The sequence below is a fragment of the Pseudomonas sp. P4_B3 genome (genome assembly GCF_056402295.1).
Genome location: NZ_JBFUHR010000014.1, coordinates 179,589 through 202,328, shown reverse-complemented (window position 1 = coordinate 202,328; position 22,740 = coordinate 179,589). Strand labels below are relative to the sequence as shown.

The window sequence follows — 22,740 nt, the reverse complement described above, 5'->3', positions numbered from 1 at the left end:
AAGACGTCAGAGCGCCGCGCTCACCCAGGCAGCCCTCGTCATCGTTAACGTTTTTTCGCGAGCAGGCTCGCTCCCACAGGGGAGTCGTTCACCCGAAAGAACGCGGTTATCTCGTCATGATCTTCCAACAATAAGAGTCCATCATGAACACTAACGCCAAGTCCGCCACGAGCGTGTCCAGCCTCGACGAAAAATCCGTCGTCGAGGGGCATTCGATTGACTTCATCCCCGAGAACGAGCGCACTGACAAGCTGGCCAGTCAGGGCCCGTTCTGGTTCCTCGGCAATTTCACCTTCTTCACCATGACCATCGGCTTCGTTGGCCCAAGCGTCGGCCTGACCGCGCTGTGGACTACGCTCGCCGGTACGCTGGGCATCATGTTCGGCACACTGTTCATGGCGTTTCACGGCTCCCAGGGCCCGCACCTTGGCCTGCCGCAGATGATCCAGTCCCGCGCGCAGTTCGGCTATCGCGGGGTGATTTTGGTACTGCTCGCAACGCTGTTCGTGTTCGCCGGCTTCAACATCGTCAACCTGGTGCTGATGATGCAGGGGCTGCATACGCTATTCGGGTTCAACCCGGCGGTGATCGCGGTGGCGGTGACCATACCGGCGGCGGTGCTGGCGATTCTCGGCCATGACTGGATGCACCGCAGCTTCAAATGGGCGCTGTACCTGTCGTTGCCGCTGTATGGCCTGGTGACCGTGGCGGTGGTGATGGGCTGGGTGCCGGATGCAGTGCTGCCGGCGCTAGCGGAGGGCGAAGTGGCCCGGGAGCCGCTGGGTTTCAACTGGACCGGTTTCATCGCGCAGTTTGCGGCGGCCGCCAGCTACAACATCGCCTATGCGCCTTATGTGTCGGACTACTCGCGCTACCTGCCGAAAAACACCTCCAGCGGCAAGTTGATCGCTGTGGTGTTCCTCGGGGCTTCGCTGTCTGGCGCGTGGATGATTTCCGTGGGTGGCTGGCTGGCCGATCACCTGCACTCCACAGACGTGCTGGTGGCCCTGGGGCAAGTCGGCAACACCGTGTCGCCGCTGGTGGGCACGGCGGTGGTGATCGTCACCATCCTGGCGTTCCTGCCGGTGATCGCGATGAACATCTACAGCGCCAAACTGACCACGCTGACCTGCGTCGATTCGATCAAGCACATCGAACCCACCCGCAAGGCGCGCATCCTGGCCATCGGCTTCGTGATCCTGCTGCAGCTGGGCGTGGCCCTGAGCATCCAGAGTTCCGGCAAAGGCCTGTCGGTGCTGGGGATCTACCTGGTGGTGATGCTGTATTTCCTGGTGCCCTGGACCTCGGTCAACCTCACCGACTACTTCTTCGTGCGCAAGGGCCGCTACGCCATCCCGCACTTCTTCATGCCCCACGGCAACATCTACGGCAGCTGGGGCCTGCGCGGTATCGCCGCCTATGCCATCGGTTTTATCTCGATGATCCCGTTCTTCTACATCTTCGACGGCGTTGAACAGCGCGAGGTGTATGTCGGCCCGCTCGCCAAGGCGCTGGGCAGCATCGACATCGCCTGGCTGGTCGGGCTGATCGTGTCGGGCCTGGCGTACTACTGGCTGAGCCGCTCGATCGATCTGAAACGCGAAGAAGCGGTGATCCAGCAGATCGAGAAAACCTCCCCGCAATACACCACCGGCGACACGCTGACCCACAAACAGCAACCACTGCCGGTATTCACTGAATCGACGGTCGGGAGATGACCATGGCTACGCAAAAATACGACTACATCATCATTGGCGCAGGCTCGGCAGGTTGTGTGTTGGCCAACCGTCTGAGCGAAGACCCGGCCACCTCGGTGCTGGTCCTGGAATTCGGCGGCAGTGACAAGAGCGTAGTGATCCAGATGCCGAGCGCATTCTCGATCCCGATGAACACCAAGAAGTACAACTGGCGCTACGAAACCGAGCCGGAGACCCACCTCAACGGCCGACGCATTCACTGCCCACGGGGCAAGGTGCTGGGCGGTTCGTCGTCGATCAACGGCCTGGTGTACATCCGTGGCCACGCGCTGGACTTTGACGAGTGGGAATCCCTGGGTGCCGAAGGCTGGGGTTATCGCAACTGCCTGCCGTACTTCAAGCGCGCCGAAAGCTATGAGTCGGGTGGCGACAGCTATCGCGGGCAAACCGGGCCGCTGCACACCACCAACGGCAACCACATGAAAAACCCGCTGTACGGTGCCTGGGTCGAAGCCGGTGCGGAGGCGGGCTACATCAAGACCGAAGACTGCAACGGCTACATGCAGGAAGGTTTCGGCGCCATGCACATGACCGTGAAGAACGGCGTGCGCTGCTCCACGGCCAACGCCTATCTGCGCCCGGCCATGGGCCGTCCGAACCTGACGGTGATCACCCACGCGATGACGCGCCAGATCATTCTTGAAGGCAAGCGCGCGGTGGGGGTCATGTATGACCACGGTGGCCAGACCCACCAGGTGTATTGCAATCGCGAAGTGCTGATCTCGTCCGGGCCAATCGGCTCGCCGCACCTGCTGCAACGCTCGGGCATCGGCCCGGCGGACGTCCTGCGCAAGGCCGGGATCGGCGTAAGCCATGATCTGCCGGGAGTAGGGGAGAACCTGCAGGATCACGCCGAGGTGTACATCCAGTTCGGCTGCAAGGAACCGGTGACCCTCAACAGCAAGATGGACCCGCTGAGCAAGCTGATGATCGGTCTGCGCTGGCTGCTGTTCAAGGACGGCCTGGGCGCCACCAACCACTTCGAAGCCGGTGGTTTCATCCGCTCCGAGAAGGGCCTGCGCTGGCCGGACATCCAGTTTCACTTCCTGCCGGCGGCGATGCGCTACGACGGCAACAAACCGATCAAGGGCCATGGCTTTATGGTGCTCACCGGGCCGAACAAACCGAAAAGTCGTGGTTATGTGCGGGTGCGCTCGGCGGATCCGTACGAGCATCCGGAAATCCGCTTCAACTACCTTGAGCGGGAAGAGGACCGCGAAGGCTTCCGCCGCTGCATTCGCCTGACCCGCGAGATCATCGGCCAGAAAGCCATGGACCGCTTCCGAGACGGCGAAATCGCCCCGGGCGCGCAGGTGACCAGCGATGAAGACCTCGACGCCTTCGTGCGCGACAACCTGGAAAGCACCTACCATCCCTGCGGTTCGTGCCGCATGGGCGAGGACGACATGGCGGTGGTCGATTCCGAGCTGCGCGTGCGCGGTATCGCCGGTCTGCGGGTGATCGATTCGTCGGTGTTCCCGACCGAGCCGAACGGCAACCTCAATGCACCGACCATCATGCTCGCCGAGCGCGCCTCGGATCTGGTGCGTGGCGTGAAGATGCTGCCGGCGTCGGATGTGCCGGTGGGTCTGGTCGAGGGCTGGGAGAGCAGCCAACGTACTTCGTTGCCGGGTCGGAACGTGCGGGTCTGATCCAAAAGCAAAGATCGCAGCCTGCGGCAGCTCCTACAGGGAAACACATTCCAATGTAGGAGCTGCCGCAGGCTGCGATCTTTTGATCTTGCCTGGAAAAATATCCCTTCCTAATCCACACCATTGCTAGTCTGTAATTCCTCGAGACCGCAATGGAGCACCCTCATGGCTATTCAGGCCCTGCGCGCCGACGCATCGCACATCGACCAGATCGCCCCCTTGTTTGACGCCTACCGGATGTTCTACAAGCAGCCGTCGAACCTTGCGCAATCGCGCGCCTTCATCGCTGAGCGACTCGCCCGGGATGAATCGGTGATTTTTCTTGCCCGGGACCCCGGCGGTGAAAACCTCGGCTTCGTCCAACTGTTCCCGACTTTTTCCTCTATCGACGCCTATCGCACCTGGCTGCTTGGTGATCTGTTCACCACGCCCGCCGCCCGGGGCAAAGGGGTCGGTAAGTTGCTGATGAACACCGCCCGGGATTTTGCGAAGCTGGCCGGCGGCAAAGGCATGACCCTGGAAACCGCCACCGACAACTTCACTGCCCAACGCCTGTATGAATCCCTGGGCTGGGTGCGCGACCCCGGTTACTACACCTATTGCCTGGATCTGAAAAAAGTCTGACTCAGCGATCCTGTTCGCCAAATACCGGGCGCATGAATGAACGCTCGTAGCTGAAGATGAACTTCCTCTCTTCGGCGTACTTGAACGCCGCGATGCACTCCGGATCGTTCATCGACTGCTGCCGGTAATGTTCGTACGCCGCCAGGCTGGGGAAGGTGAACAGCGCCAGGGCGATGTTGTTGGCGCCCTCCGACGGCAAAAAGTAGCCGTGGTGCTGGCCGCCGAACTTTTCCACCAAGGGAATCCACAACTTGCCGTAGTGCTCGAACGCTTCGAGCTGGTAGGGATCGAGCACGTATTTCAGGTAGCAGGTCACCATTGTTTCGTTCCTTGATCAGGTTTTGAGGGCAGTCGCCACTGTAATCAACCGTGGGCGCCCGGCACAGCCGCTTGTTCGACATTGACCGGTAACTTTGCGCCAGAGGCATGCGCTGGCGTCGCCGCACTATTGGTTCAGTCAATAGTCACCATCAAGAATCGCAAGTTCTGTTTTTTGCGCAAAGGCGGAAAATTGCCTGCATTGAACACGCTGCTCAAGGAACCTGCGCGATGAAAATCTTGACCCGACTGGCTGTGATTGCCCTGTTGCTGGGCAGTGTTGCATCCACCGCATCGGCCTACGCCGAGGACGCACGCGCCTGCCATCTGCCGCCCATAACCGGGAGCCAGGGCGGGTTGCAATACGGACAGACGGTCGGGGTGCTCTACAGCGAGAACACCGTGGAAAACCTGCAATACCTTGCGCAATACCACTCGGTGGCCGTGAATGGTGCGAAAAACGCACTGGATGCGCGGATTCGCCAAGCCTTCGTCAACAGCTCCGATCCGGACCTGGCCATCGACTGGCTGATGAGTTCGCTGCACCACACCTTTGTGTCGGTGACGGTCTACGACAACCTCGAAGCCCTGGTGCAGGCCCACCCGGACGTGGTGGTGATGCTCGATACCCACAACCAGTTGCTGACCCAGCGTAACGATCGGGTTGAGGCGCGTTTCGCCGCGCGGTTCTACGACGCCAACCTGCAGTACATCGGCAAGGCCGAAGGCGCGGTGGAAAAACAACTGCCGTCGGTGTGGGTGCATGACAAGGCCGCACCCGAGATCGCCGCACAAATCGAACAACAACGCGACCTGCAACTAAGTGCATTGAAACAGTTCGATGTGTCGTTGAAGGCGCTGGTAACCGCCGGATTAACCGCAGCAACCAATTAACAAGCCCGACGTCCGTTGAACGGCGGGCAACCCAATCCATCGTCGATTTCTTTTCAGGACCTGATTCATGCGCACTTTTTTTGCCCCGACCCTGGCCTTCGCTTCGCTGCTGCTGGCCGGTTGTGCCACGCCGAACGATCCGACGCTGACCTTGCAGACCAGCAAGTCGCCCGAGGAGTACACCCATTGCGTGGTGCCGAAGTTGCAGCACGATGCGCTGGTGCCCACGGTATCGCAGACCCAGCGCAGTTACCGGATCGTCGTCCCGAGCAAAGTGGCGGCGGACAATGTGCTTGAAACCTACAAAGCCTCGAATGGCGGCAAGGTGTTCCTGTACGAGCGCAAGCTGCTGGCCTCGGCGTTCGTGCCGTCGACGTTCGAGCGTGCGGCGCAGGAGTGTCTGTAAGCAGAATTTCAGGCAAAAAAAAGCCACCAGAATTGGCAGCAGAAAAGTAAAGCACGCATTGAATGACTTGATTATGCCGCCCGGTTCATGACGATTCGATGACGGTTTGATGGCCATTCATCCGGATGCCGCAAATCCTGCCACTTGTGGTGTGGGTCAGATCTCCAGGCGGTGTCATCTGGGTGTCATCGAAGCAATGGCAAGATCCTCGCAATCCGTCTTGAGTGCCCGACGGCCGCCAGTCCGCCGGCAGATGAATGTGCAAGGAACCCCCTATGAAAGACGCCCCGCTGTTTGCCGCCATCGACCTGGGTTCCAATGCGTTTCGCCTGATGATTGGCCAGTCGGTAAGACGGAACCAGCAGATGGTCATCCAGGAAGTGAAAACCCTGCGTGAACCGGTACGTCTGGCCGAAGGCCTGCAGGGTGGGGCACTCGATGAGTTGGCGCTGGACCGTGGCTGGCAGGCGCTGGCGCGGTTCGGCAAAAAGTTGCGCGGCTTCGAGGCCGGGCGCGTGCGGGCGGTGGCCACCAGTGCCGTGCGCGAAGCGGACAACGCGCCGCTGTTCCTGGCCAGTGCCGAGCGCCACCTGGGCTTTCGCATCGACGTCATTTCCGGTCACGAAGAGGCGCAACTGGTTTACGCCGGCGTGGCCCACACCTTGCCGGCGCAAAGCACACGGCTGGTGGTGGACATCGGCGGTGGCTCCACGGAAATGATCATTGGCCGTGGCGACCAATTGCTGGTCACCGAGAGCATTGCCATCGGCAGCGGCACCTTCGGTGCGCATTATTTCCACGGCGGGCGGATCATGGCCGAAGCGCTGCTGGAGGCCGAACGCGCGGCCACCGTGCAGTTCGAGCGCATTGCCCGCCGTTACCGCGCCATGGGCTGGCAGCAGGCGATCGGTTCTTCCGGGACGGCGCGGATGCTGGCCAAGGTGCTCAAGGCCAATGGCTTGAATGATGACGACCAGAGCGGCATCACCTACGGTGGCCTGTTGCGCCTGTCGTTGCGCCTGCTGGAAGTCAAACATGTGAAACACCTCAAGCTGGCGGGGTTGCCCACCCATCGCCTGAGCATTTTGCCCGGCGGCCTGGTGTTGATGCTGGCAGCGTTCAAGGTGTTTGGCATCACGCATATGATTGCGTCGGAACCGGGTTTGCGGTTCGGCGTGCTGCATGGATTGATGAGCAAACACTGAAACCCTGCCAGCCGAGGTAACCCCATGACCGACCCACGTCGCGTGCTGTTCGTCTGCGCCAGAAACGATGTCCGCTCACCCATGGCCGAAGCCCTGCTGCGCCATACCGATCCTGCCGATTTCCAGGCCTTCAGCGCCGGGCTTGAGGCCACCGGGATCGATCCACGCACCTTCGAATCCCTCGATCACATCGGCGTCGATGCCAGCGGTCTGCGCAGCAAGTCCCTCGAAGATTTCGAAGGTCAGGCGTTCGACTACGTCATCACCCTGTGCGACAAGTCCTCCGAAGAGGTCTCGCGCATACCGTTTACCGGTGAAGTGATGGTCTGGAGCTTCGAAGACCCGACCACCAGCGAAAGACACGACCCATTCCGTCATACCCTCCAGGAAATCGGCGACCGCATCAAAATGTTTGTCACCGTGAAAACCCGCCCCGTGCCCCAGGCGCCGTCAGTCAGCGATTCCTGAAAACTTTGGAGCACCGTCTACCCTCATCGGTCACAACCATCTTGATGAGGGTCGAAACGGTGATGAAAACGGACAAGGTTGACCCAAACGAAGCTTCGGCGCTGATCGACGAGCGAATCCGGGAGCTGGCCGACTGGCGCGGCGAAACCCTGGCCCACGTCCGCCAGATCATCCGCCAGGCCGACCCCGAAGTGATCGAAGAGTGGAAGTGGCGCGGCGTGCCGGTGTGGTCCCATGCCGGCATCATCTGCACCGGCGAGACCTACAAGCAGGTGGTGAAGATGACCTTCGCCAAGGGCGCTTCACTGGACGATCCGTCGAAGTTGTTCAACTCAAGCCTGGAAGGCAATACCCGGCGTGCCATCGATATCCACGAGGGCGAGCAGATCGATGAAAAGGCGCTGAAAGCGTTGATTCAGGCAGCCGTGGCGCTCAATACATCTCGCACCAAAAAATAAACCAGTGCGCATAACCCCTGTAGGAGCTGGCTTGCCAGCGAAGAGACCATCACATCCAGCAGAGAAGGTGACTGATCCATCGCATTCGTCGGAACGCCGCCCGGAGCAAGCCCGCTCCTACAGAATGCACAGGGCTGGCGGACATGTTCCAATAGCGAGCACTCGCAGACTGGAAACGCAACATGAAGAAAATCGCCGCCCTGACCCTCGCCCTGGCGCTCACCGCTGGCCTGTTCAGCACTCCCTCCCTAGCTGCGGGCGATGCACAAGCCGGGGAAAAACTGTTCAAGCGCCTCTGCAGCGGCTGCCATCAGATCGGCGAGTCGGCCCGTGCGTCCTTCGGTCCGCAACTCAATGGCGTGATCGGTCGCCACTCCGCCGTCACCACGGACTACGTGTATTCCGACGCGATGAAATCCGCCCACCTGGTCTGGGACCGCGAAACCCTGATCGCCTACCTCGAAGCGCCGAAGAAAGTTGTCCCTGGCACCCGCATGATTTTCTGGGGCCTCAGCGACCCGGAAAAAATCGAAGACTTGCTGGCCTACCTGCAAACCTTCCCGGCGCAGTAATCACGCCGTGGTCTGCGGCTCGGCCGCCAGGTTGTCGGCCAGCCACTCGGTGAAGGCCCGGGCCATCGGGATGTTCTCGCTGTCGCGGTGGGTGAGCAGTGCCCAGTTCGGGCCACGGATGGTTTGCTCCACCATCGGCAGCAACAGCCCGGTGGCCCGCGCCTGCCGACTCAGCAACTGGCTCACCAGCGCAATGCCCAGCCCGGTGCAGGCCGCGTCCAGCAGCAACCCCGGATCGGAAAAATTCAGCCCCTGATCCATCTGCCCCACATCAATGCCGGACTCCACCGCCCAGTGGCTCCAGTCCATTTCCCGCTCGCCATGCAGGGTGGTGCGCTGTTCCACGGGCACGGCCAACAGGCTCGGGTGACACGCCGGGTAGAGGCGGTCGGCGTGCAGCACCTTGAAGCTGCATTCGGCCTGGGAACCGATGTCGTCGCGCACCGCCAGGTCGATGGTCTGGCTGGCCATGTCCGGCACTTCATCGGTACTGAAAATCCACAGATCGACCTGCGGATGCTGGCGACGGAAATCCCCCAGGCGCGGCAACAACCAGTGCCGGGCAAACGCCGGGGTGGTGTTGAGCACCAGTTGATTGGGTTTCTGGTATTGCCCCAACCGGCGAATGCCCACCGCCAGTTGCTGCAACAGCGCCTGGGTGGTGCTCAGCAGATCGTGCCCGGCATCGGTCAGGCTGACGCTGCGCCCGCTGCGATGGAACAGCGGTTGTTCCAGGTAGGCCTCAAGGCTGCGGATCTGCTGGCTGATCGCCGATTGGGTGAGGTGCAACTCATCGGCAGCCTTGTGAAAACTGCCCAGCCGGGCGGCGGCTTCGAAGCCGCGCAGGGTGCTCAGGGGCGGCCAGTGTTTGAGCATATCGATAAGTTCCTCTAATCAGTTGCCTGCAAAATCCATCGTTTGTTTGCCTGTTTTTCCAGCCGTAGCATGCATGCCAAGACCGCCAAGGCCGTTTTCATTGAACACAATGACTTAACTCAGAGGTGCTTGTCATGCAGCAGAACGAAATTCAAAACAGCGGTTGGAGGATGCCGGCCGAGTGGGTCACCCACGCCGCCACCTGGATGGTCTGGCCGCATAACAAGACCCTTTGGGAGTCAGGCTGGCGGGTGACGCTGCCACAGGTTCAAGAGGACTTCGCCCGGGTGGCCAACGCCATCGCCCGTTTTGAGCCGGTGAAACTGGTGGTCGATCCGTCATCCGTCGCCAGCGCCAAGGCCTTGTGCGGGCCGAACATCGAGTTGATCGAACTGGCGGTCAACGACAGCTGGTGCCGTGACTCCGGCCCGAGCTTCGTTTGCCATCCACAGCAAGGTCTGGCTGGTGTGAGCTGGCGCTTCAACGCCTGGGGCGGCAAGTCGGCCCACGATCTGGACGAAAGCCTGGCCCGCCGTGCGCTCAACCATTTGGGCCTGGAGTGTTTTGGCACCGCGCTGAGCAACGAGGGCGGCGCCATTCACGTGGACGGCGAGGGCACGCTGATCACCACCGAGTCGGTGCTGCTCAACCCCAACCGTAACCCGGGCGTGACCAAGGCCGAGATCGAAGAGATCTTCAGCCGCCTGCTGGGCGTGAAGAAAACCATCTGGCTGCCGGGCGATCCGGACTACGTGACCGGCGACATGACCGATGGCCACGTCGACGGCGTGTGCGCCTTTGCCCGCCCCGGCGTGTTGCTGGTGGACGCCACCCACGACCAGGACTCTGTGTATGCCGCAGTCGCACGGGAAAACCGTCGCGCTCTTGAACTGGCCACCGATGCCCAAGGCCGCAAGTTCGAGCTGATCGAACTCTATGAAGCCTCCGATGCGGTGGACACCGAGGCCGAAGTGTTCTGCGCCTCCTACACCAACTTCTACATCGCCAACGGCGCGATCATCATGCCGGCCTATGGCATCGATGCCGACAAGGTCGCTGCCGAAGTATTGGCGCAGGCATTCCCGGGGCGCGAAGTGGTGCCGGTGCGGATCAACCATCTGGCTCATGGCGGTGGCGGAGTGCATTGCATCACCCAGCAACAGCCGGCCTGGCCGGTGCGGGGTTGATGCCATGACCTTACTCACCATCGCCACCACCCAGATGCCGTGCACCTGGGACTTGAAACACAACCTCGACCAGGCCGAGCAACTGGTCCGCGAAGCCGCAGCCAAGGGCGCGCAGGTCATCCTGTTGCAGGAACTGTTCGCCACGCCGTATTTCTGCATCGAGCAACACCACAAGCACCTGGCACTGGCCGAGGAGTATCGCGACAGCCACGTGCTCCAGCGCTTTGCCGCATTGGCCAAAGAGTTGGGCGTGGTGCTGCCGCTGAGCTGGTACGAGAAGGCCGGCAATGCCTACTTCAACTCACTGAGCGTGGCCGACGCCGACGGGCGCCTGTTGGGGGTGTACCGCAAGACCCACATCCCCAACGCCATCGGCTATCAGGAGAAGGAATACTTCAGCCCCGGCGACAGCGGGTTCCGGGTCTGGGACACCGCGTTCGGACGCATCGGTCTGGGCATCTGCTGGGACCAGTGGTTCCCCGAAACCGCTCGCTGCCTGGCCTTGATGGGCGCCGAAGTGCTGCTGTTCCCCACGGCCATCGGCTCCGAGCCGGGTTGCGCCACGCTCGATTCCCGGGATCACTGGCAAATGACCATGCGCGGCCACGCCGCCGCCAACCTGCTACCTGTAGTGGTGGCCAACCGTGTCGGCCGGGAAGCGGCGACCACCGACCCGACCCTGCAAATGAGCTTCTACGGCTCGTCGTTCATCTGCAATCACAAGGGCAAATTGCTCGCCGAAGCCGACCGCGACAGCACCGGCGTGCTGGTCCACAGCCTGGACCTGGCGGCCATGCGCGAAGACCGCCTGACCTGGGGCATCTACCGCGATCGCCGTCCGGAAATGTACGGCGCCTTGTTGACCCAGGACGGTCGTCAGATCCACTCACGCTGGGCAACCCAAGGGGTGTGACATGAACATGATCAACAGGCTGTGTCTGGCCATGGGGCTGGCGCTGAGCTGTGCGGTGCCTGCGCTGCACGCCGAGGAGAAAACCCTGCGGCTGTACAACTGGGCCGATTATTTTGCCGAGGACACCCTCAGCAAGTTCACCGCCGAAACCGGGATCAAGGTGATCTACGACGTCATGGACGGCAGTGAAACCCTGGAAGCCAAGATGCTTGCCGGTGGCAGTGGCTACGACCTGATCTTCCCCGGCGACACCGTGGCCGAACGCCTGATGCGCGCCGGCAGCCTGCAACCGCTGGATCAGTCCAGAATCACCGCCATCAACGACGTCGAGCCCGGTTTGCAAAAGCTGCGCTCGCACTATGAGCATTCGAGCAAAGCCACGGTCCCGTATACCTGGGGCACCATAGGCCTGACCTACAACGCCGAGCAGATTACCCAGCGTGCGCCGGACGCGCCGGTCAACAGCCTGGACATGCTGTTCAAACCGGAACTGGCGGCGAAATTCGCCGACTGCGGCATCTCGATGATCGACTCGCCGGACGAAGTGCTGGCGGTGGTGCTCAACTACCTCGGCCGCGATCCGCGCAGCGCCAAACCGGCGGACCTGGCGGCGGCCAGTGACTTGCTGATGAAGTTGCGGCCGTACATCCGCAAGTTCCAGTCGCAACCGGTGACCGACCTGGTCAACGGCAACCTGTGCGTGTCCCTGGGCTACAGCGGCGACATGACCCAGGCGCAACGCACGTCGGACAGTGCCGGCAAGAAAACCACCTTCCACTACCGCATTCCCCGCGAAGGCACCACGGTGTGGATGGACACCATGGCCATTCCCGTCGACGCCCGGCACCCGGAGTACGCCTACGCCTTCATCAACTTTGTCATGCGCCCGCAGAACATGGCAGCCATCAGCAACTTCACCGGCTACCCGACCTCCAACGCCAAGGCCCGCCCGGACGTCGATGCCGCGATGCGCAACAACCCGGACATCTACCTCGATGACGCCACCTACGCACGGCTGATTCCCGGCAAGGACATTCCCCAGGCCGACATGCGGGCACGCATGCGCACCTGGACCAAGTTCAAGACCGCTACAGTCAAATGATCAGCGGCCGGCCCGAGGGCCGGCCAAACCCCGGATTTCAGGAAAACACATGCCGACACGTCGAACATTCATCAAGCAGGTATCGGTCATCGCCGGACTGGGCGCGGTGGCGTCCATGGGACTGGGCTTCGGGTCCATGTCGGCGCGAGCGGCCGGTAAAGGCAATTGGTACATGCCCGATGAAGGTGACAAACACCAGCGAGCCTTCATCGCCTTCGGGGCACAGGCCGCGATCTGGGAGGACTTCACGCCCCACGTGCAAGACGCCCTTGGCCGGATCGCCCGCACCATCGCCGAATACGAGCCGGTCACCGTGTTCTGTCGCCAGAGCGAGCGGCGCCTGGCCGAAGCCAAATGCGGCAGCCACAACACCACCTTCGTGATCGCCGATCTGGATGACATCTGGATGCGCGACATCGGCGCCAATTTTGTCGTCGATGGCAACGGCGACCTCGGTGCCGTGGATTTCAACTTCAACGGCTGGGGCAACAAACAGCAGCATGCGGACGATGCGCAACTGGCCGCCCTGGTCGCTGAAAACGCCAAGGCGGATTACCTGCGCAGCGAACTGGTGGGCGAGGGCGGTGGCATCGAAGTCGATGGCCACGGCACCGGGATCATGACCGAAAGCAGCTGGATCAACCGCAATCGCAATCCCGACTGGAGCAAGGCCGAGGTCGAAGCAGAACTGAAAGAACGGCTGGGCCTGCGTAAAATCATCTGGCTGCCGGGCATCAAGGGCAAGGACATCACCGACGCCCATGTCGACTTCTATGCGCGTTTCGTCAAGCCTGGTGTGGTGATCGCCAACCTCGACAACGACCCTGAGTCCTACGACTACAAGGTCACCCGCGCCCATCTGAAAGTCCTGGAAAACGCCACGGATGCCGATGGCCGCAAATTGCAGGTGCATACCGTGTCGCCGCCGCTCAACCCGCGCAACAGCCAGTTCAGCAAAGACAATCAGGACTTCGCCGCCGGCTACATCAACTACTTCGTGATCAACGGCGCGATCATCGCTGCGCAGTTCGGTGACAAGGAAGCGGATGCCAAAGCCTTCGACCTGTTGTCCAAACTCTACCCGGACCGCGAGGTGGTGCAGGTCGACATCGACGCGATCTCCGCCGGTGGTGGAGGGATTCACTGCGTGACCAGTCATCAACCGATGGTGTGAAGTTTCCAGGCTATACACAAAACCTGTAGGAGCGGCGGTGCGGCGATCCGACTTGCCCGCGAAGGCGGAGTGTCAGACGACATTGATGCTGAATGTGCCGGCCCCTTCGCGGGCAAGCCCGCTCCCACAGGGTAATTTGCTGAGTCAGGCTTTTGTGGCCTTCAGATAAGCCCCCAACCGCCGCCCCATTTCCTCACCCAACGCCTGCAAGCCACTCAACGGTCGCACCATCACTTCAAACTCGACAATCTTGCCTTGTTCATTGAAGCGGATCATGTCGATGCCCTTCAGCTCTTTCCCGCCGACCTTGGCGCTGAATTCGAGAATCACGTTCAAGCCATCCGCCGTCGCCAACTCGCGGAGATAGGCAAAGTCCTCGAACACGTTCATGACCGTGTTGAGGATCATCGACACCACCGGCGCTCCCGGATACGGCGTGTGCGCCATCGGCGAACGGAACACCGCCTGCGGATCGAGCAGTTCGGGCAAGGCGCTCAAGTCGCGCTTGCCGATCATCGCGTGCCACTGCTTAAGGGACGCTGCGACATTGGGGTTCAGGTTCAGCTCAGACATCTTCAACTCCTGTTTTTATTGTTGTGGTGCGAAAGCGTTGGTCGATAGCCCTGGCAGCATCGTCGGCCCATTGACGGTAGAGCATCGGCCCCGGATGAAAACCATCGCTGGCCATCAAGCCCGGTTCGGGTGCCAACGGGGTGGTGAGCATCGTACATTGATCCAGGCGTGCGGCCAGATCCGCCAAATGTGCATTGAAACGACGCGCCCTGAACCCCAGAAACCAGCGCAAGGGTTGCGGCAGCGCGGGGAACAGATGCATCGGCGGAAGCGGCGACATCACGATCTGCCTCACCGCGAACTTGTCGCACAGCAGCGCGATCAAGCGCCGTTGCCGGGCGAGCCACTGATCCAGGTTTAGTGAGCTGGTGACATCGTTGACGCCAATCGACAACAGCACCACATCGAACGGCTCGGGGGCGTGCTGTTCGAGCAGCTCCAGCAACCCTTGCGAATCCAGGCCCGAGCGCGCCCAGAGTTTCCACGCCACCTGATAATCATCGGCCAGGCGCTCCACCAACCGACCGCTGAGGGCCTCACCTTGAGTCGCCGCACCCACGCCTGCAGCGGCGCTGTCGCCGACAATCAACAACCGCAGAACGTCGCCGCTGCCGGCATCGCCCTGACGTTCGCCTTCGGCCTCCGGCAACCTCGGCGTCACCCGCCTGGTGTAGAGACCTTGCGCCAGCAACACCGGGCCGAGGAAGATTTTAGCGAGGATTTCAGTATGGCTCATGGACGGGCGCCTGATTGAAGAGGGAGATTATCCAGCGAACTCATCATCGAAAATGCTCTCAATAGGCAGCGCAAATGCCCGGGCAATCTGAAACGCCAAGGGCAGGCTCGGATCATAGCGGCCATTTTCGATGGCATTGATGGTCTGCCGCGAAACATTCAGCAACGCCGCCAGATCGACCTGAGACCACTTGCGTTCGGCACGCAGTTCCTTGAGACGGTTTTTCATTGGTAGCGCCGCTTGGCAAGTCTGAGCCCGATCATCCACATCAGGCCCATCACTGGCCACACACAGACCCAGGACACGTGCGCAAAGCCGACATTCTCCAGAAAACCGTAAGTGAAGGTCAGCAATGCCGAAGCGGCAAAGGCAAAACCGAGAGCTTCGTACTGAATACGCAAATGCATTTCGTCCAGCGCGCGCATATTGCGCACCACCGCCCAACACATCAGCCCCGCAGGAATCACAGGCAACAGCGTGATGATGATCTTCAGCATCATTGCCATTTCTTGCTGGTCTTTAAGCAAGATCACCGACACCAGCAACAACACGGCGTACAACGTAATCGCGACGCCCATTTCGATGTAGTAGCGTTTCAATGCATCCTCCTGATGTAAAAGCCCCTTTACATATTCGCCGGAGATTTCACGAATGTAAAGGGTGTTTTACATTGTTAGGCCAGCCCATGAAAAAGCCCGGCTGATTGGGCCGGGCTCTTCGTCTGGATCACTTCGCTGTGATCGACTCACAACACACAACTCGCCCGTTGCGCGAGGTAGGCACAGAATAGAGCGTACACAGGTTGGCGGTCAGCCGACTGTCTCCGGTTGCCGCGCAGGCGGAGCCTCTTGTGTACGCAACTGATGGCTCATGTCGTTGCAGTTACGCGACCAGTCCGTCAGCCATGGCGGCATCGACGGCGATTGCTCTGGCAAACCCAGTTCCAGCGCGAATTCACCGGGTGCCACCGTGCCTCTGCCCGCGCGGAACAGACCGCGCATCACCACCACGCCGACCACCCAGCCCTTGCTCACGAAACGGTGCTCCATAAAGGTCCACTTGTCGTCCCAGCCAAGCATGCGGGTATGTATTTCAAAGGCTTCGAACAGGCGCAACTCTCGGCGGAACTTGCCCCAGGTATCGCCGACAATCGGCACGGCCTTATGACGAAGCGCCACGCGAAAGGCGCCGCTGCGCAGTACGTAATCCATTCGCCCGATGTCTGCCAGCGTGAAATAGCGACCGTTGGTGACGTGCCGGTTGAGGTCCAGATCCAGCGGCCACACGCGCATGCACACAACGGTGGTCGCCGAGGCGTCCACGGGGTTGCGCCACGGGCGACGCAACAGCATAAGGAAAAGTCGAAACCAGAGATTCATAAGTGCGCCACCGTTGGGTTGATGGCTGCACTTTAGGCCATGGAAATCGGCTAAGGTAGGTGCGCAAATGACATTTTTCATGCGGAAAGTGCAATGGAGTCGCTATGCACATCACCTTGTTACTGGCCGATCAATGCTCCGCCGCCAGCGCAACCATGGCCCTGGAAGTGCTCAGTGCCGCCAACCTGTTCGCCGATAGCGACCCACCACCGTTCAGGGTGGTCAGCGCTTCGCTCGATGGCGCCGATGTGGCCGCCTGGGGCGGGCAGCGCTTGCATGTGAACCGTTCCACTCGCGAGATCCCGCGAACCGATCTGGTCCTGATCCCGGGATTCCTCTTCACCCTCAAGGACGCCTTACCGGCGTTTTGCGCCTATGGACCTTGGCTGCGTGAGCAGCACGCCCAAGGCGCGGTGGTGGCTTCCATGTGCACGGCGGCGTTCATGTTGGGTGAGGCCGGGCTATTGAACGGCACCCGTGCGACCACGCACTGGGCTTTTGCCGAGCTTTTCCGTCGCCGCTATACCGAAGCGTTGCTGGACGAAGGGCAAATCATTTGCGAGGACAATCGCGTGGTCACCAGTGGCGGCGCGAGTGCGGCCATGGACCTGTTGCTGCACCTGGTGCGTCGCTTTGCGTCACTGGAACTGGCGCAAAAGTGTGGCAAGTACCTGTTGGTCGACTCGGTGCGCAGCGAGCAGTCGGTGTATGTGATGTGGTCAATGCCCAAGAGCCATGGTGATGGCGACATCCTGCGGGTGCAAAACTGGCTGGAAGAACGCTTCGATCAGCCGTTGTTGATCGATGATGTGGCCCAACAATTCGGCTTCGGCGTGCGCAACTTCAAGCGACGTTTCAAGGACGCCACCGGCTACACGCCGATTACCTACCTGCAGACCTTGCGTCTGGAAAAGGCCAAACAGTTGCTTGAATCCACACGCATGACGCTGGACAGCATCACCTATGCCGTGGGCTACGAGGATGGCAACTCGTTTCGCAGGCTGTTTCAACAACGCGTCGGGCTACTGCCGGCGGCTTACCGCAAGCGGTTTCAAGCGGCGGCGAACTGAAGAAGAAAGAGCGTCCATGAAAGCCCGGCCGATTGGGCCGGGCTCTTCGTCTGGATCACTTCGCTGTCATCGACCTACAACGCACAGCTCTCCGGTCGCACGAATCATCGCCTGGCCATGCAGGTAATCCTTGATCAGCGCGGAGCGTTCGGTGGCCAGCCATTGCGGGCAGTTCGGGTCTTTGCGGTAGGGCAGGAAATCGGCGTACTGCTGGAGCAGCAGGTTTTGCAACTTGTCGAGCTTGGGCCGGATGTCGTTAATGAGGTCCGGCCGTGGTGTGTCCGGCGCCTTGTGCGCCGCTTGCCATTGCGCGAGCCGGCCGTATTGCACCAGTTTGCTGGCTTCGATCTGCGCAGCGATGAGGTCGGCGACATCGTCGGGGTCGAGCTGGCGCTGGGTGGCTTGCTGGCGGGCGTTGGCGATGACTTGCGCTTCCCGGGCGTTGTCCTGGACCGGTTTACCGCTGTCCCACTTGGTCAGCGCCACCAGCTCACTGATGTACAGCCGCTCATTCATCGTTGCCAGCAAGGGTTGCAAGGCATCGGGCGCCGGGGGCGTCGCGCTGGCCTGGGCACCGCCAACGAACAAACCGAGCAGGGCGCAGGTCAGCCAGTGCGACAGGCGTGGGAAACGGGGCATGGGCAGAACCTCCTTGGACGCAGAAATCACTGCGGCTTGTGTATCACAAGTGCGGCCAGGGAACGACAGGTTGCGAAGGATTCAGGCCAGCAGCCGTTCAATCTGCGCCAGCTCCCAGGTGCTGAGCAGGCTCACCGGGTCGGTGCCGAAGCGCTGCCCGTTGTCGAACACATATTCACGGCCCTCTGGGCTTTGGCCGTGCAGGCAGTGGCGCAAGTGGCCGGTGTCGACGTCGAGCGTCAGGCGCCAGCCGTCGATGTCGACCCGTACATGGCCAGACTCGCAAGCGTCGTCGACTCGCTTGAAGGTGCAAATGCCCTGGGCGGCATCGCGCAACGGCTGGTAAACCTCGCGGGCGGTGAGGGCGGGCACAGGTGACTCCGGTGTGAAATCGGGGGGCACAGGATAGATCATCGCCATAAAAAACCGACACACCGCAATTCCTGTAGGAGCTGGCTTGCCAGCGAAGGGGCCGGCACGTTCAGCATCAATGTCGCCTGACATACCGCCTTCGCGGGCAAGCCCGCTCCTACAGGCCCTTTATTTGCTGTTCAATGCCGCTTCCGCCGCGGCGATTTCGGCCTGGCGCTTGACGATCATGTCGCCCACCGGTGGCCCCTGGAAGCGCCGGGCTTCAAAACCAAACCAGACGATGGCCGTCAGGATCAGGAAACCGATGGTGATGTACAGCGCCCAATCGTTCGGTGGCTGGATGCCGATGATGAAGATGATCACCATCGACAAGACCGAGAGAATGGCGAACACCGAGTACCAGAATCGCCCCATGTTCCACGGTCCCATGATCGGCCACTTCGACGTCCCATAGGTAAACAGGCCGAGCACGATGGGAATGGCGAAGGAGAAGAACAGGAAGATCACCGTGCAGGACACCACGATCGTATAGACCGGCGTTGCCCCGACCGAGATCACCGACGAGCCCCAGTCGAACAGGACGGCAAGGGTGGCACCGGTCCAGATGGCCGCCACCGGGCTGCGAAAGGTCGGCGAGACGGAGGCCAGGGCTTTGGAACAGGGCAGGCCGCCGTCACGTGAGAACGCGAAGATCATCCGTGAAACCGAGGTCACGGTGGCCAGCCCGCAGAGCACCTGCGAGATGAAAATCGCCACGTGAAGCACCAGTTTCAAGGTCGGGTTGACCTGGGTGTTCATGGCCCAGAAAAACACGTTCCAGCCTTGCTTGGCCGCCTCATCCATGTTCGGCAGCATCAGCACGAACGCGCTGAGCATCAGCCAGCCGAACAGCAACGACCAGACCACCGACATGACCATGCCGCGCGGCACCGACATGGCCGCGTTGCGGGTTTCTTCGGAGGTGTGCGCGGAGGCGTCATAGCCGGTGATGGTGTAGATCGGCAACAGCAGGCCGAGCATGAACACCCAGCCATTGGAGACCTGCGGCCAGACGCTGCCACCCGCCTCACCGGAATAGTTGCTGAAGGTCCACAACCGCGCGAATTCATAGCTGGGTGCCGACATCAGGCAGACGATGGTCAGTGCCAGCGCGGTGGCGAAGATCAGGTAGCCGGAGAAGTCGGTGAGCTTGGCCGTCAGGCCGATGCCCAAGTGGTTACACAAGGCCTGCAAGCCCGTGAGGATCGCCAGGAAAATCACCCTGACCGTGGTCGTATCCTCCATGCCCAGTGCCGGTCCGAAGGCGCCGAAAAAGAAGTAGTAGGTGCCGACGTTGATCGCGCCCAGCACCGTGACCAGTCCCAGCAGGTTGAACCAGGCGGTCAGCCAGCCAGTGAAGCGGTTACCGAGAATCGAGCCCCAGTGGTACAGGCCGCCAGCGGTGGGATAGGCCGAGGAAATCTGCGCCATGGCCATGGCGAACACCCCGGAGATCAGGCAGCCGATCGGCCAGCCGATGCCGATGGATATACCCCCCGCGCCCGAAGTGCCTTGGGCCAGCGAGTTGATGCCACCCGAGAGGATACAGATGATCGAAAAGGAAATCGCAAAGTTGGAGAAAACCCCCATTCGTCGTGAGAGTTGCTGGGCATAGCCCATGCTGTGCAGCACCTTGACGTCATCGTCGTGCGTTTCGGTGCCCGGCTGGCTTGCTGGGTTCATGATGTGTGCCCCTTCAGGTTTTGGACAGGTCGAACTGAGCCGCCGTAGGCTCGACCTTGGTTTTCTGTAGGAGCAAGCTCGCTCCTACAGACGGCCGTGAAACGCCGCGTCGAAAATCTTTGCCACGCCGTCCCGGGTCAATGGCAGCGGGTTACCGCTGGCGCAGGGGTCGACAACCGCCATGTCCGCGATCAGGTCGGCCTGCCGGTCATCCACGCCCAGTTCAAACAGGGTATGGGGCACGCCGATGTCCTTGCGCAGCTTGAGGACGAAGGCCATGAAACTGTCGAAGCCGGGTGAGGGCAGGCGCAGGTACGCCGCCAGGCGGGTGATGCGCTCCTCGATGGCCGTGCGATTGAACTGCAGGACATAGGGCATGAAGGTGGCATTGGTCATGCCGTGATGGGTGTCGTACAGCGCACCCACCGGATGCGAGAGCGCATGCATCCCGCCCAGGCCTTTCTGGAATGCCGTGGCGCCCATCGCCGCCGCCGCGAGCATTTGTGCGCGCGCCTCGAGGTCCGACGGCGTGTGTACCGCCTTCACCAGTGAATTGGCTACCAGGCGCATGCCTTCCACGGCAATGCCGTCGGCCAGGGGGTGAAAACCGGGGGCGCAGTAGGCTTCCAGGCAATGGGATAACGCGTCCATGCCAGTGCCGGCGGTGATTTTCGCCGGCATGCCGACGGTGAGGGCCGGGTCGCTGATCACCACGCGCGGCATCATTTTCGGGTGGAAGATGATGCGTTTGGTGTGGGTACGCTCGTCGATGATCACCGCCGCACGACCGACTTCGGAGCCGGTTCCCGCCGTGGTCGGCACGGCAATGATCGGGGCGATGCGGCTGTCGTCGGCGCGGGTCCAGTAGTCACCGATGTCTTCGAAATCCCAGACCGGGCGGGTCTGGCCGCTCATGAAGGCAATCAGCTTGCCCATGTCCAGGCCACTGCCGCCGCCGAACGCGATCACGCCATCGTGCTGGCCGGCACGCCAGGCGTCGAGCCCGCCGGCCAGGTTGGCTTCCACCGGGTTGGGCTTGAGGTCGCAAAACAGCGCCACGCCAAGACCGGCGGCGCGCAACGCATCCAGTGCCGCTGTGGTGATCGGCGCGCGCGCCAGGCCGCTGTCGGTCACCAGCAAGGGGCGCTGGATGCCCTGGCTGCGACAGACGTCGGCCAGCTCGGCGATGCGCCCGACACCGAACCGAACGCTCGTGGGGTAGCTCCAGTTTCCTGTCAGGTTCATGGTCTACACCTCGTGACGCAGATGAAAGGATTTGGCCCGGGTCAGGTGCTCGTAGCCCAATGGCGACAGGGTGACGCCGCGCCCGCTGTTTTTCACGCCGGTCCAGGCCAGAGCCGGGTCCAGGTAATCGCAGCGGTTCATGAACACCGTGCCGGTGGCGATCTCGTTGCCCAGGCGTTCGGCCGCTGCGAGGTCCTGGGTCCAGATGGAAGCGCTGAGCCCGAACTCACTGTCGTTCATCAAGGCGATGGCTTCTTCATCGCTGTCCACCGGCATGATGCCGACCACGGGGCCAAAGCTTTCGTCGCGCATGACCGACATTTGATGGGTCACGTCCACCAGCACTTGCGGCGCGAGGTAGGCGCTGCCCTGCACGTCGGCGGGAAAGGACTTCGGATCGATCAGCGCTTTGGCGCCCTGGGCCATAGCTTCGGCGATCTGGCCACGAACGAAGAATGCGGCGCCCGGTGTCACCAGCGGGCCGAGGGTGGTGGCTTCGTCCAGCGGGTTGCCCAGCACGTATTGGCGGGTCAATTCGGCGAAGCGCTCGACAAACACCGGGAAGATTTTCTGGTCGACATAAATGCGTTCCACGGCACAGCAACTCTGCCCGGAATTGAAGAAGCTGCCGTCCACCAGATTTTCCACCGCATGTTCAAGGTTGGCGTCTGCCCGGACATAGGCCGGGTCTTTTCCGCCGAGCTCCAGGCCCATGCCGAGAAATTGTCCGCTGGCGACGCTTTCCATGACTTTGCCAGCCTCCACGGAACCGGTGAAGTTCACTTGCTGCACGCGCCCGGAAGTAATGATCGCCCCGGTCGACACATGGTTGAGCAGCAGATTCTGGAACAGCCCTTCGGGCAGTTTTGCGCGACGCATGGCCTCGGCGAAACGCTCGCCCACCAGCAGGGTTTGCGACGCGTGCTTGAGGATCACGCTGTTGCCGGCCATCAGCGCCGGGATGATCGTGTTCACCGCCGTCAGATAGGGGTAGTTCCACGGGGCGACCACCAGCACCGTGCCCAGCGGCTCGCGTTTGATGTAGCGTCGAAAACCCGCCTTGGGCGCAGGCTCTACAGCGGCCAGGGCCCGTGGAGCGATGGCGATCATGTGCCGGGCGCGTTCGGCAAAACCGCGCAGCTCGCCGGCGCCGTAACGCACCGGGCGGCCCATCTGCCAGGCCAGCTCCGGCACGATGTCCGCCTGCATCGACAGCATCGCGTCCACCGCGGCACTGCAATAAGCCGCACGCTCGCTCAGTGAGCGGCGTTGCCATGACGCCTGTGCATTGGCAGCGGCCGTCAGTGCCTGCTCGACCTGCTCCGCATCGGCCACCTCGCGTTCGACATACACCCGGCCATCGACCGGGGAGATCAGTTGTACCTTCTCAGTCATGAT

General features: G+C 61.5%; 26 protein-coding genes. 14 read left to right on the top strand and 12 right to left on the bottom strand.

The genetic code is table 11. The annotated features are described in order from the left end of the window. Positions 1-143 precede the first annotated feature (143 nt). The 3 genes from AC1DWG_RS18165 (at position 144) to AC1DWG_RS18155 (ending at position 4,033) form a co-directional block, all read left to right on the top strand. On the top strand, positions 144-1,718 hold the full coding sequence (locus AC1DWG_RS18165) for a purine-cytosine permease family protein (protein WP_477764557.1): 1,575 nt from the start codon (positions 144-146) through the stop codon (positions 1,716-1,718). Positions 1,719-1,720: 2 nt separating this feature from the next. Next, positions 1,721-3,409 carry a choline dehydrogenase gene (gene betA, locus AC1DWG_RS18160; protein WP_477764556.1) on the top strand — a complete coding sequence of 563 codons (1,689 nt, stop codon included), beginning with the start codon at positions 1,721-1,723 and terminating at the stop codon, positions 3,407-3,409. 165 nt (positions 3,410-3,574) lie between these two features. Further along, positions 3,575-4,033, top strand: coding sequence for a GNAT family N-acetyltransferase (locus AC1DWG_RS18155; RefSeq protein ID WP_477788122.1), 459 nt, complete (start codon positions 3,575-3,577; stop codon positions 4,031-4,033). Between the two features lies 1 nt (position 4,034). Here the strand turns inward: AC1DWG_RS18155 and AC1DWG_RS18150 are convergent, their stop codons facing one another. Beyond that, entirely contained in the window at positions 4,035-4,352 is a 318-nt protein-coding gene (locus AC1DWG_RS18150) for an NIPSNAP family protein (RefSeq protein ID WP_477764554.1), read from the bottom strand. Between the two features lie 230 nt (positions 4,353-4,582). Between AC1DWG_RS18150 and AC1DWG_RS18145 the strand changes: the two genes are divergently transcribed. The 6 genes from AC1DWG_RS18145 to AC1DWG_RS18120 all read left to right on the top strand — a co-directional run bounded on the left by AC1DWG_RS18145 (position 4,583) and on the right by AC1DWG_RS18120 (position 8,354). Next, positions 4,583-5,245, top strand: a complete 663-nt coding sequence (locus AC1DWG_RS18145) for an ATPase (protein ID WP_477764553.1) — start codon at positions 4,583-4,585, stop codon at positions 5,243-5,245. 67 nt (positions 5,246-5,312) lie between these two features. Beyond that, positions 5,313-5,651 carry a hypothetical protein gene (locus AC1DWG_RS18140; RefSeq protein WP_477764552.1) on the top strand — a complete coding sequence of 113 codons (339 nt, stop codon included), beginning with the start codon at positions 5,313-5,315 and terminating at the stop codon, positions 5,649-5,651. Positions 5,652-5,926: 275 nt separating this feature from the next. After that, entirely contained in the window at positions 5,927-6,856 is a 930-nt protein-coding gene (locus tag AC1DWG_RS18135; RefSeq protein WP_477764551.1) for a Ppx/GppA phosphatase family protein, read from the top strand. 24 nt (positions 6,857-6,880) lie between these two features. After that, positions 6,881-7,324, top strand: coding sequence for an arsenate reductase ArsC (locus tag AC1DWG_RS18130; protein ID WP_477754263.1), 444 nt, complete (start codon positions 6,881-6,883; stop codon positions 7,322-7,324). A 62-nt stretch (positions 7,325-7,386) separates the two neighbouring features. Then, positions 7,387-7,782: a DUF1801 domain-containing protein gene (locus AC1DWG_RS18125; protein ID WP_477764549.1), complete on the top strand. Its 396-nt coding sequence runs from the start codon at positions 7,387-7,389 to the stop codon at positions 7,780-7,782. A 182-nt stretch (positions 7,783-7,964) separates the two neighbouring features. Continuing rightward, positions 7,965-8,354: a c-type cytochrome gene (locus AC1DWG_RS18120; RefSeq protein ID WP_477764548.1), complete on the top strand. Its 390-nt coding sequence runs from the start codon at positions 7,965-7,967 to the stop codon at positions 8,352-8,354. On the opposite strand, the gene AC1DWG_RS18115 is transcribed toward AC1DWG_RS18120, so the two are convergent. After that, complete coding sequence (locus tag AC1DWG_RS18115) at positions 8,355-9,230, bottom strand: LysR substrate-binding domain-containing protein (protein ID WP_477764547.1); 876 nt, start codon at positions 9,228-9,230, stop codon at positions 8,355-8,357. A 134-nt stretch (positions 9,231-9,364) separates the two neighbouring features. Between AC1DWG_RS18115 and AC1DWG_RS18110 the strand changes: the two genes are divergently transcribed. The 4 genes from AC1DWG_RS18110 to AC1DWG_RS18095 are packed head-to-tail and all read left to right on the top strand — an operon-like array spanning position 9,365 to position 13,606. Then, on the top strand, positions 9,365-10,417 hold the full coding sequence (locus AC1DWG_RS18110; RefSeq protein ID WP_477764546.1) for an agmatine deiminase family protein: 1,053 nt from the start codon (positions 9,365-9,367) through the stop codon (positions 10,415-10,417). A gap of 4 nt (positions 10,418-10,421) precedes the next feature. Further along, the gene (gene aguB, locus AC1DWG_RS18105) at positions 10,422-11,330 is read left to right on the top strand and encodes an N-carbamoylputrescine amidase (RefSeq protein WP_477764545.1); all 909 of its coding nucleotides are present in this window, start codon (positions 10,422-10,424) and stop codon (positions 11,328-11,330) included. 1 nt (position 11,331) lies between these two features. Continuing rightward, a complete protein-coding gene (locus AC1DWG_RS18100) occupies positions 11,332-12,432 on the top strand; it encodes an extracellular solute-binding protein (RefSeq protein ID WP_477764544.1) in 1,101 nt (366 codons plus the stop codon). A gap of 49 nt (positions 12,433-12,481) precedes the next feature. After that, positions 12,482-13,606 carry an agmatine deiminase family protein gene (locus tag AC1DWG_RS18095; RefSeq protein WP_477764543.1) on the top strand — a complete coding sequence of 375 codons (1,125 nt, stop codon included), beginning with the start codon at positions 12,482-12,484 and terminating at the stop codon, positions 13,604-13,606. 144 nt (positions 13,607-13,750) lie between these two features. Here AC1DWG_RS18095 and AC1DWG_RS18090 read toward each other — a convergent pair whose 3' ends face one another. The 5 genes from AC1DWG_RS18090 to AC1DWG_RS18070 form a co-directional block, all read right to left on the bottom strand. Further along, complete coding sequence (locus AC1DWG_RS18090; protein WP_477788121.1) at positions 13,751-14,179, bottom strand: nuclear transport factor 2 family protein; 429 nt, start codon at positions 14,177-14,179, stop codon at positions 13,751-13,753. Next, positions 14,172-14,915 (bottom strand): SGNH/GDSL hydrolase family protein, encoded by a 744-nt coding sequence (locus tag AC1DWG_RS18085; RefSeq protein WP_477764541.1) that lies wholly within the window; start codon positions 14,913-14,915, stop codon positions 14,172-14,174. Before AC1DWG_RS18085 ends, AC1DWG_RS18090 begins: the two co-directional genes overlap by 8 nt. Positions 14,916-14,942: 27 nt before the next feature. Continuing rightward, positions 14,943-15,143 carry a helix-turn-helix transcriptional regulator gene (locus tag AC1DWG_RS18080; protein ID WP_007988375.1) on the bottom strand — a complete coding sequence of 67 codons (201 nt, stop codon included), beginning with the start codon at positions 15,141-15,143 and terminating at the stop codon, positions 14,943-14,945. After that, positions 15,140-15,514 (bottom strand): hypothetical protein, encoded by a 375-nt coding sequence (locus AC1DWG_RS18075; protein WP_477754273.1) that lies wholly within the window; start codon positions 15,512-15,514, stop codon positions 15,140-15,142. Before AC1DWG_RS18075 ends, AC1DWG_RS18080 begins: the two co-directional genes overlap by 4 nt. Positions 15,515-15,724: 210 nt before the next feature. Further along, positions 15,725-16,294, bottom strand: a complete 570-nt coding sequence (locus AC1DWG_RS18070) for a thioesterase family protein (RefSeq protein ID WP_477788120.1) — start codon at positions 16,292-16,294, stop codon at positions 15,725-15,727. A 104-nt stretch (positions 16,295-16,398) separates the two neighbouring features. On the opposite strand from AC1DWG_RS18070, the gene AC1DWG_RS18065 reads away from it, so the two are divergent. Beyond that, positions 16,399-17,364 (top strand): GlxA family transcriptional regulator, encoded by a 966-nt coding sequence (locus tag AC1DWG_RS18065; protein WP_347911768.1) that lies wholly within the window; start codon positions 16,399-16,401, stop codon positions 17,362-17,364. 66 nt (positions 17,365-17,430) lie between these two features. Here AC1DWG_RS18065 and AC1DWG_RS18060 read toward each other — a convergent pair whose 3' ends face one another. From AC1DWG_RS18060 to AC1DWG_RS18040, 5 genes are all read right to left on the bottom strand, one after another. Then, positions 17,431-18,003, bottom strand: coding sequence for a chorismate mutase (locus AC1DWG_RS18060; RefSeq protein WP_477788119.1), 573 nt, complete (start codon positions 18,001-18,003; stop codon positions 17,431-17,433). A gap of 81 nt (positions 18,004-18,084) precedes the next feature. Further along, a complete protein-coding gene (locus AC1DWG_RS18055) occupies positions 18,085-18,375 on the bottom strand; it encodes a DUF7693 family protein (protein ID WP_477788118.1) in 291 nt (96 codons plus the stop codon). Positions 18,376-18,543: 168 nt separating this feature from the next. Beyond that, positions 18,544-20,097, bottom strand: a complete 1,554-nt coding sequence (locus AC1DWG_RS18050; RefSeq protein WP_477788117.1) for an amino acid permease — start codon at positions 20,095-20,097, stop codon at positions 18,544-18,546. Between the two features lie 84 nt (positions 20,098-20,181). Beyond that, entirely contained in the window at positions 20,182-21,342 is a 1,161-nt protein-coding gene (locus AC1DWG_RS18045) for an iron-containing alcohol dehydrogenase (protein WP_477764536.1), read from the bottom strand. Positions 21,343-21,345: 3 nt separating this feature from the next. Beyond that, positions 21,346-22,737, bottom strand: a complete 1,392-nt coding sequence (locus AC1DWG_RS18040; RefSeq protein ID WP_477764535.1) for an aldehyde dehydrogenase family protein — start codon at positions 22,735-22,737, stop codon at positions 21,346-21,348. Positions 22,738-22,740 lie beyond the last annotated feature (3 nt).

Excerpts from the sequence above, each read along its gene's own strand:
- AC1DWG_RS18165 (WP_477764557.1), top strand. The coding sequence starts at position 144 with ATGAACACTAACGCCAAGTCCGCCACGAGCGTGTCCAGCCTCGACGAA.
- betA (WP_477764556.1), top strand. The coding sequence starts at position 1,721 with ATGGCTACGCAAAAATACGACTACATCATCATTGGCGCAGGCTCGGCA.
- AC1DWG_RS18155 (WP_477788122.1), top strand. The coding sequence starts at position 3,575 with ATGGCTATTCAGGCCCTGCGCGCCGACGCATCGCACATCGACCAGATC.
- AC1DWG_RS18150 (WP_477764554.1), bottom strand. The coding sequence starts at position 4,352 with ATGGTGACCTGCTACCTGAAATACGTGCTCGATCCCTACCAGCTCGAA.
- AC1DWG_RS18145 (WP_477764553.1), top strand. The coding sequence starts at position 4,583 with ATGAAAATCTTGACCCGACTGGCTGTGATTGCCCTGTTGCTGGGCAGT.
- AC1DWG_RS18140 (WP_477764552.1), top strand. The coding sequence starts at position 5,313 with ATGCGCACTTTTTTTGCCCCGACCCTGGCCTTCGCTTCGCTGCTGCTG.
- AC1DWG_RS18135 (WP_477764551.1), top strand. The coding sequence starts at position 5,927 with ATGAAAGACGCCCCGCTGTTTGCCGCCATCGACCTGGGTTCCAATGCG.
- AC1DWG_RS18130 (WP_477754263.1), top strand. The coding sequence starts at position 6,881 with ATGACCGACCCACGTCGCGTGCTGTTCGTCTGCGCCAGAAACGATGTC.
- AC1DWG_RS18125 (WP_477764549.1), top strand. The coding sequence starts at position 7,387 with ATGAAAACGGACAAGGTTGACCCAAACGAAGCTTCGGCGCTGATCGAC.
- AC1DWG_RS18120 (WP_477764548.1), top strand. The coding sequence starts at position 7,965 with ATGAAGAAAATCGCCGCCCTGACCCTCGCCCTGGCGCTCACCGCTGGC.
- AC1DWG_RS18115 (WP_477764547.1), bottom strand. The coding sequence starts at position 9,230 with ATGCTCAAACACTGGCCGCCCCTGAGCACCCTGCGCGGCTTCGAAGCC.
- AC1DWG_RS18110 (WP_477764546.1), top strand. The coding sequence starts at position 9,365 with ATGCAGCAGAACGAAATTCAAAACAGCGGTTGGAGGATGCCGGCCGAG.
- aguB (WP_477764545.1), top strand. The coding sequence starts at position 10,422 with ATGACCTTACTCACCATCGCCACCACCCAGATGCCGTGCACCTGGGAC.
- AC1DWG_RS18100 (WP_477764544.1), top strand. The coding sequence starts at position 11,332 with ATGAACATGATCAACAGGCTGTGTCTGGCCATGGGGCTGGCGCTGAGC.
- AC1DWG_RS18095 (WP_477764543.1), top strand. The coding sequence starts at position 12,482 with ATGCCGACACGTCGAACATTCATCAAGCAGGTATCGGTCATCGCCGGA.
- AC1DWG_RS18090 (WP_477788121.1), bottom strand. The coding sequence starts at position 14,179 with ATGTCTGAGCTGAACCTGAACCCCAATGTCGCAGCGTCCCTTAAGCAG.
- AC1DWG_RS18085 (WP_477764541.1), bottom strand. The coding sequence starts at position 14,915 with ATGAGCCATACTGAAATCCTCGCTAAAATCTTCCTCGGCCCGGTGTTG.
- AC1DWG_RS18080 (WP_007988375.1), bottom strand. The coding sequence starts at position 15,143 with ATGAAAAACCGTCTCAAGGAACTGCGTGCCGAACGCAAGTGGTCTCAG.
- AC1DWG_RS18070 (WP_477788120.1), bottom strand. The coding sequence starts at position 16,294 with ATGAATCTCTGGTTTCGACTTTTCCTTATGCTGTTGCGTCGCCCGTGG.
- AC1DWG_RS18065 (WP_347911768.1), top strand. The coding sequence starts at position 16,399 with ATGCACATCACCTTGTTACTGGCCGATCAATGCTCCGCCGCCAGCGCA.
- AC1DWG_RS18060 (WP_477788119.1), bottom strand. The coding sequence starts at position 18,003 with ATGCCCCGTTTCCCACGCCTGTCGCACTGGCTGACCTGCGCCCTGCTC.
- AC1DWG_RS18050 (WP_477788117.1), bottom strand. The coding sequence starts at position 20,097 with ATGAACCCAGCAAGCCAGCCGGGCACCGAAACGCACGACGATGACGTC.
- AC1DWG_RS18045 (WP_477764536.1), bottom strand. The coding sequence starts at position 21,342 with ATGAACCTGACAGGAAACTGGAGCTACCCCACGAGCGTTCGGTTCGGT.
- AC1DWG_RS18040 (WP_477764535.1), bottom strand. The coding sequence starts at position 22,737 with ATGACTGAGAAGGTACAACTGATCTCCCCGGTCGATGGCCGGGTGTAT.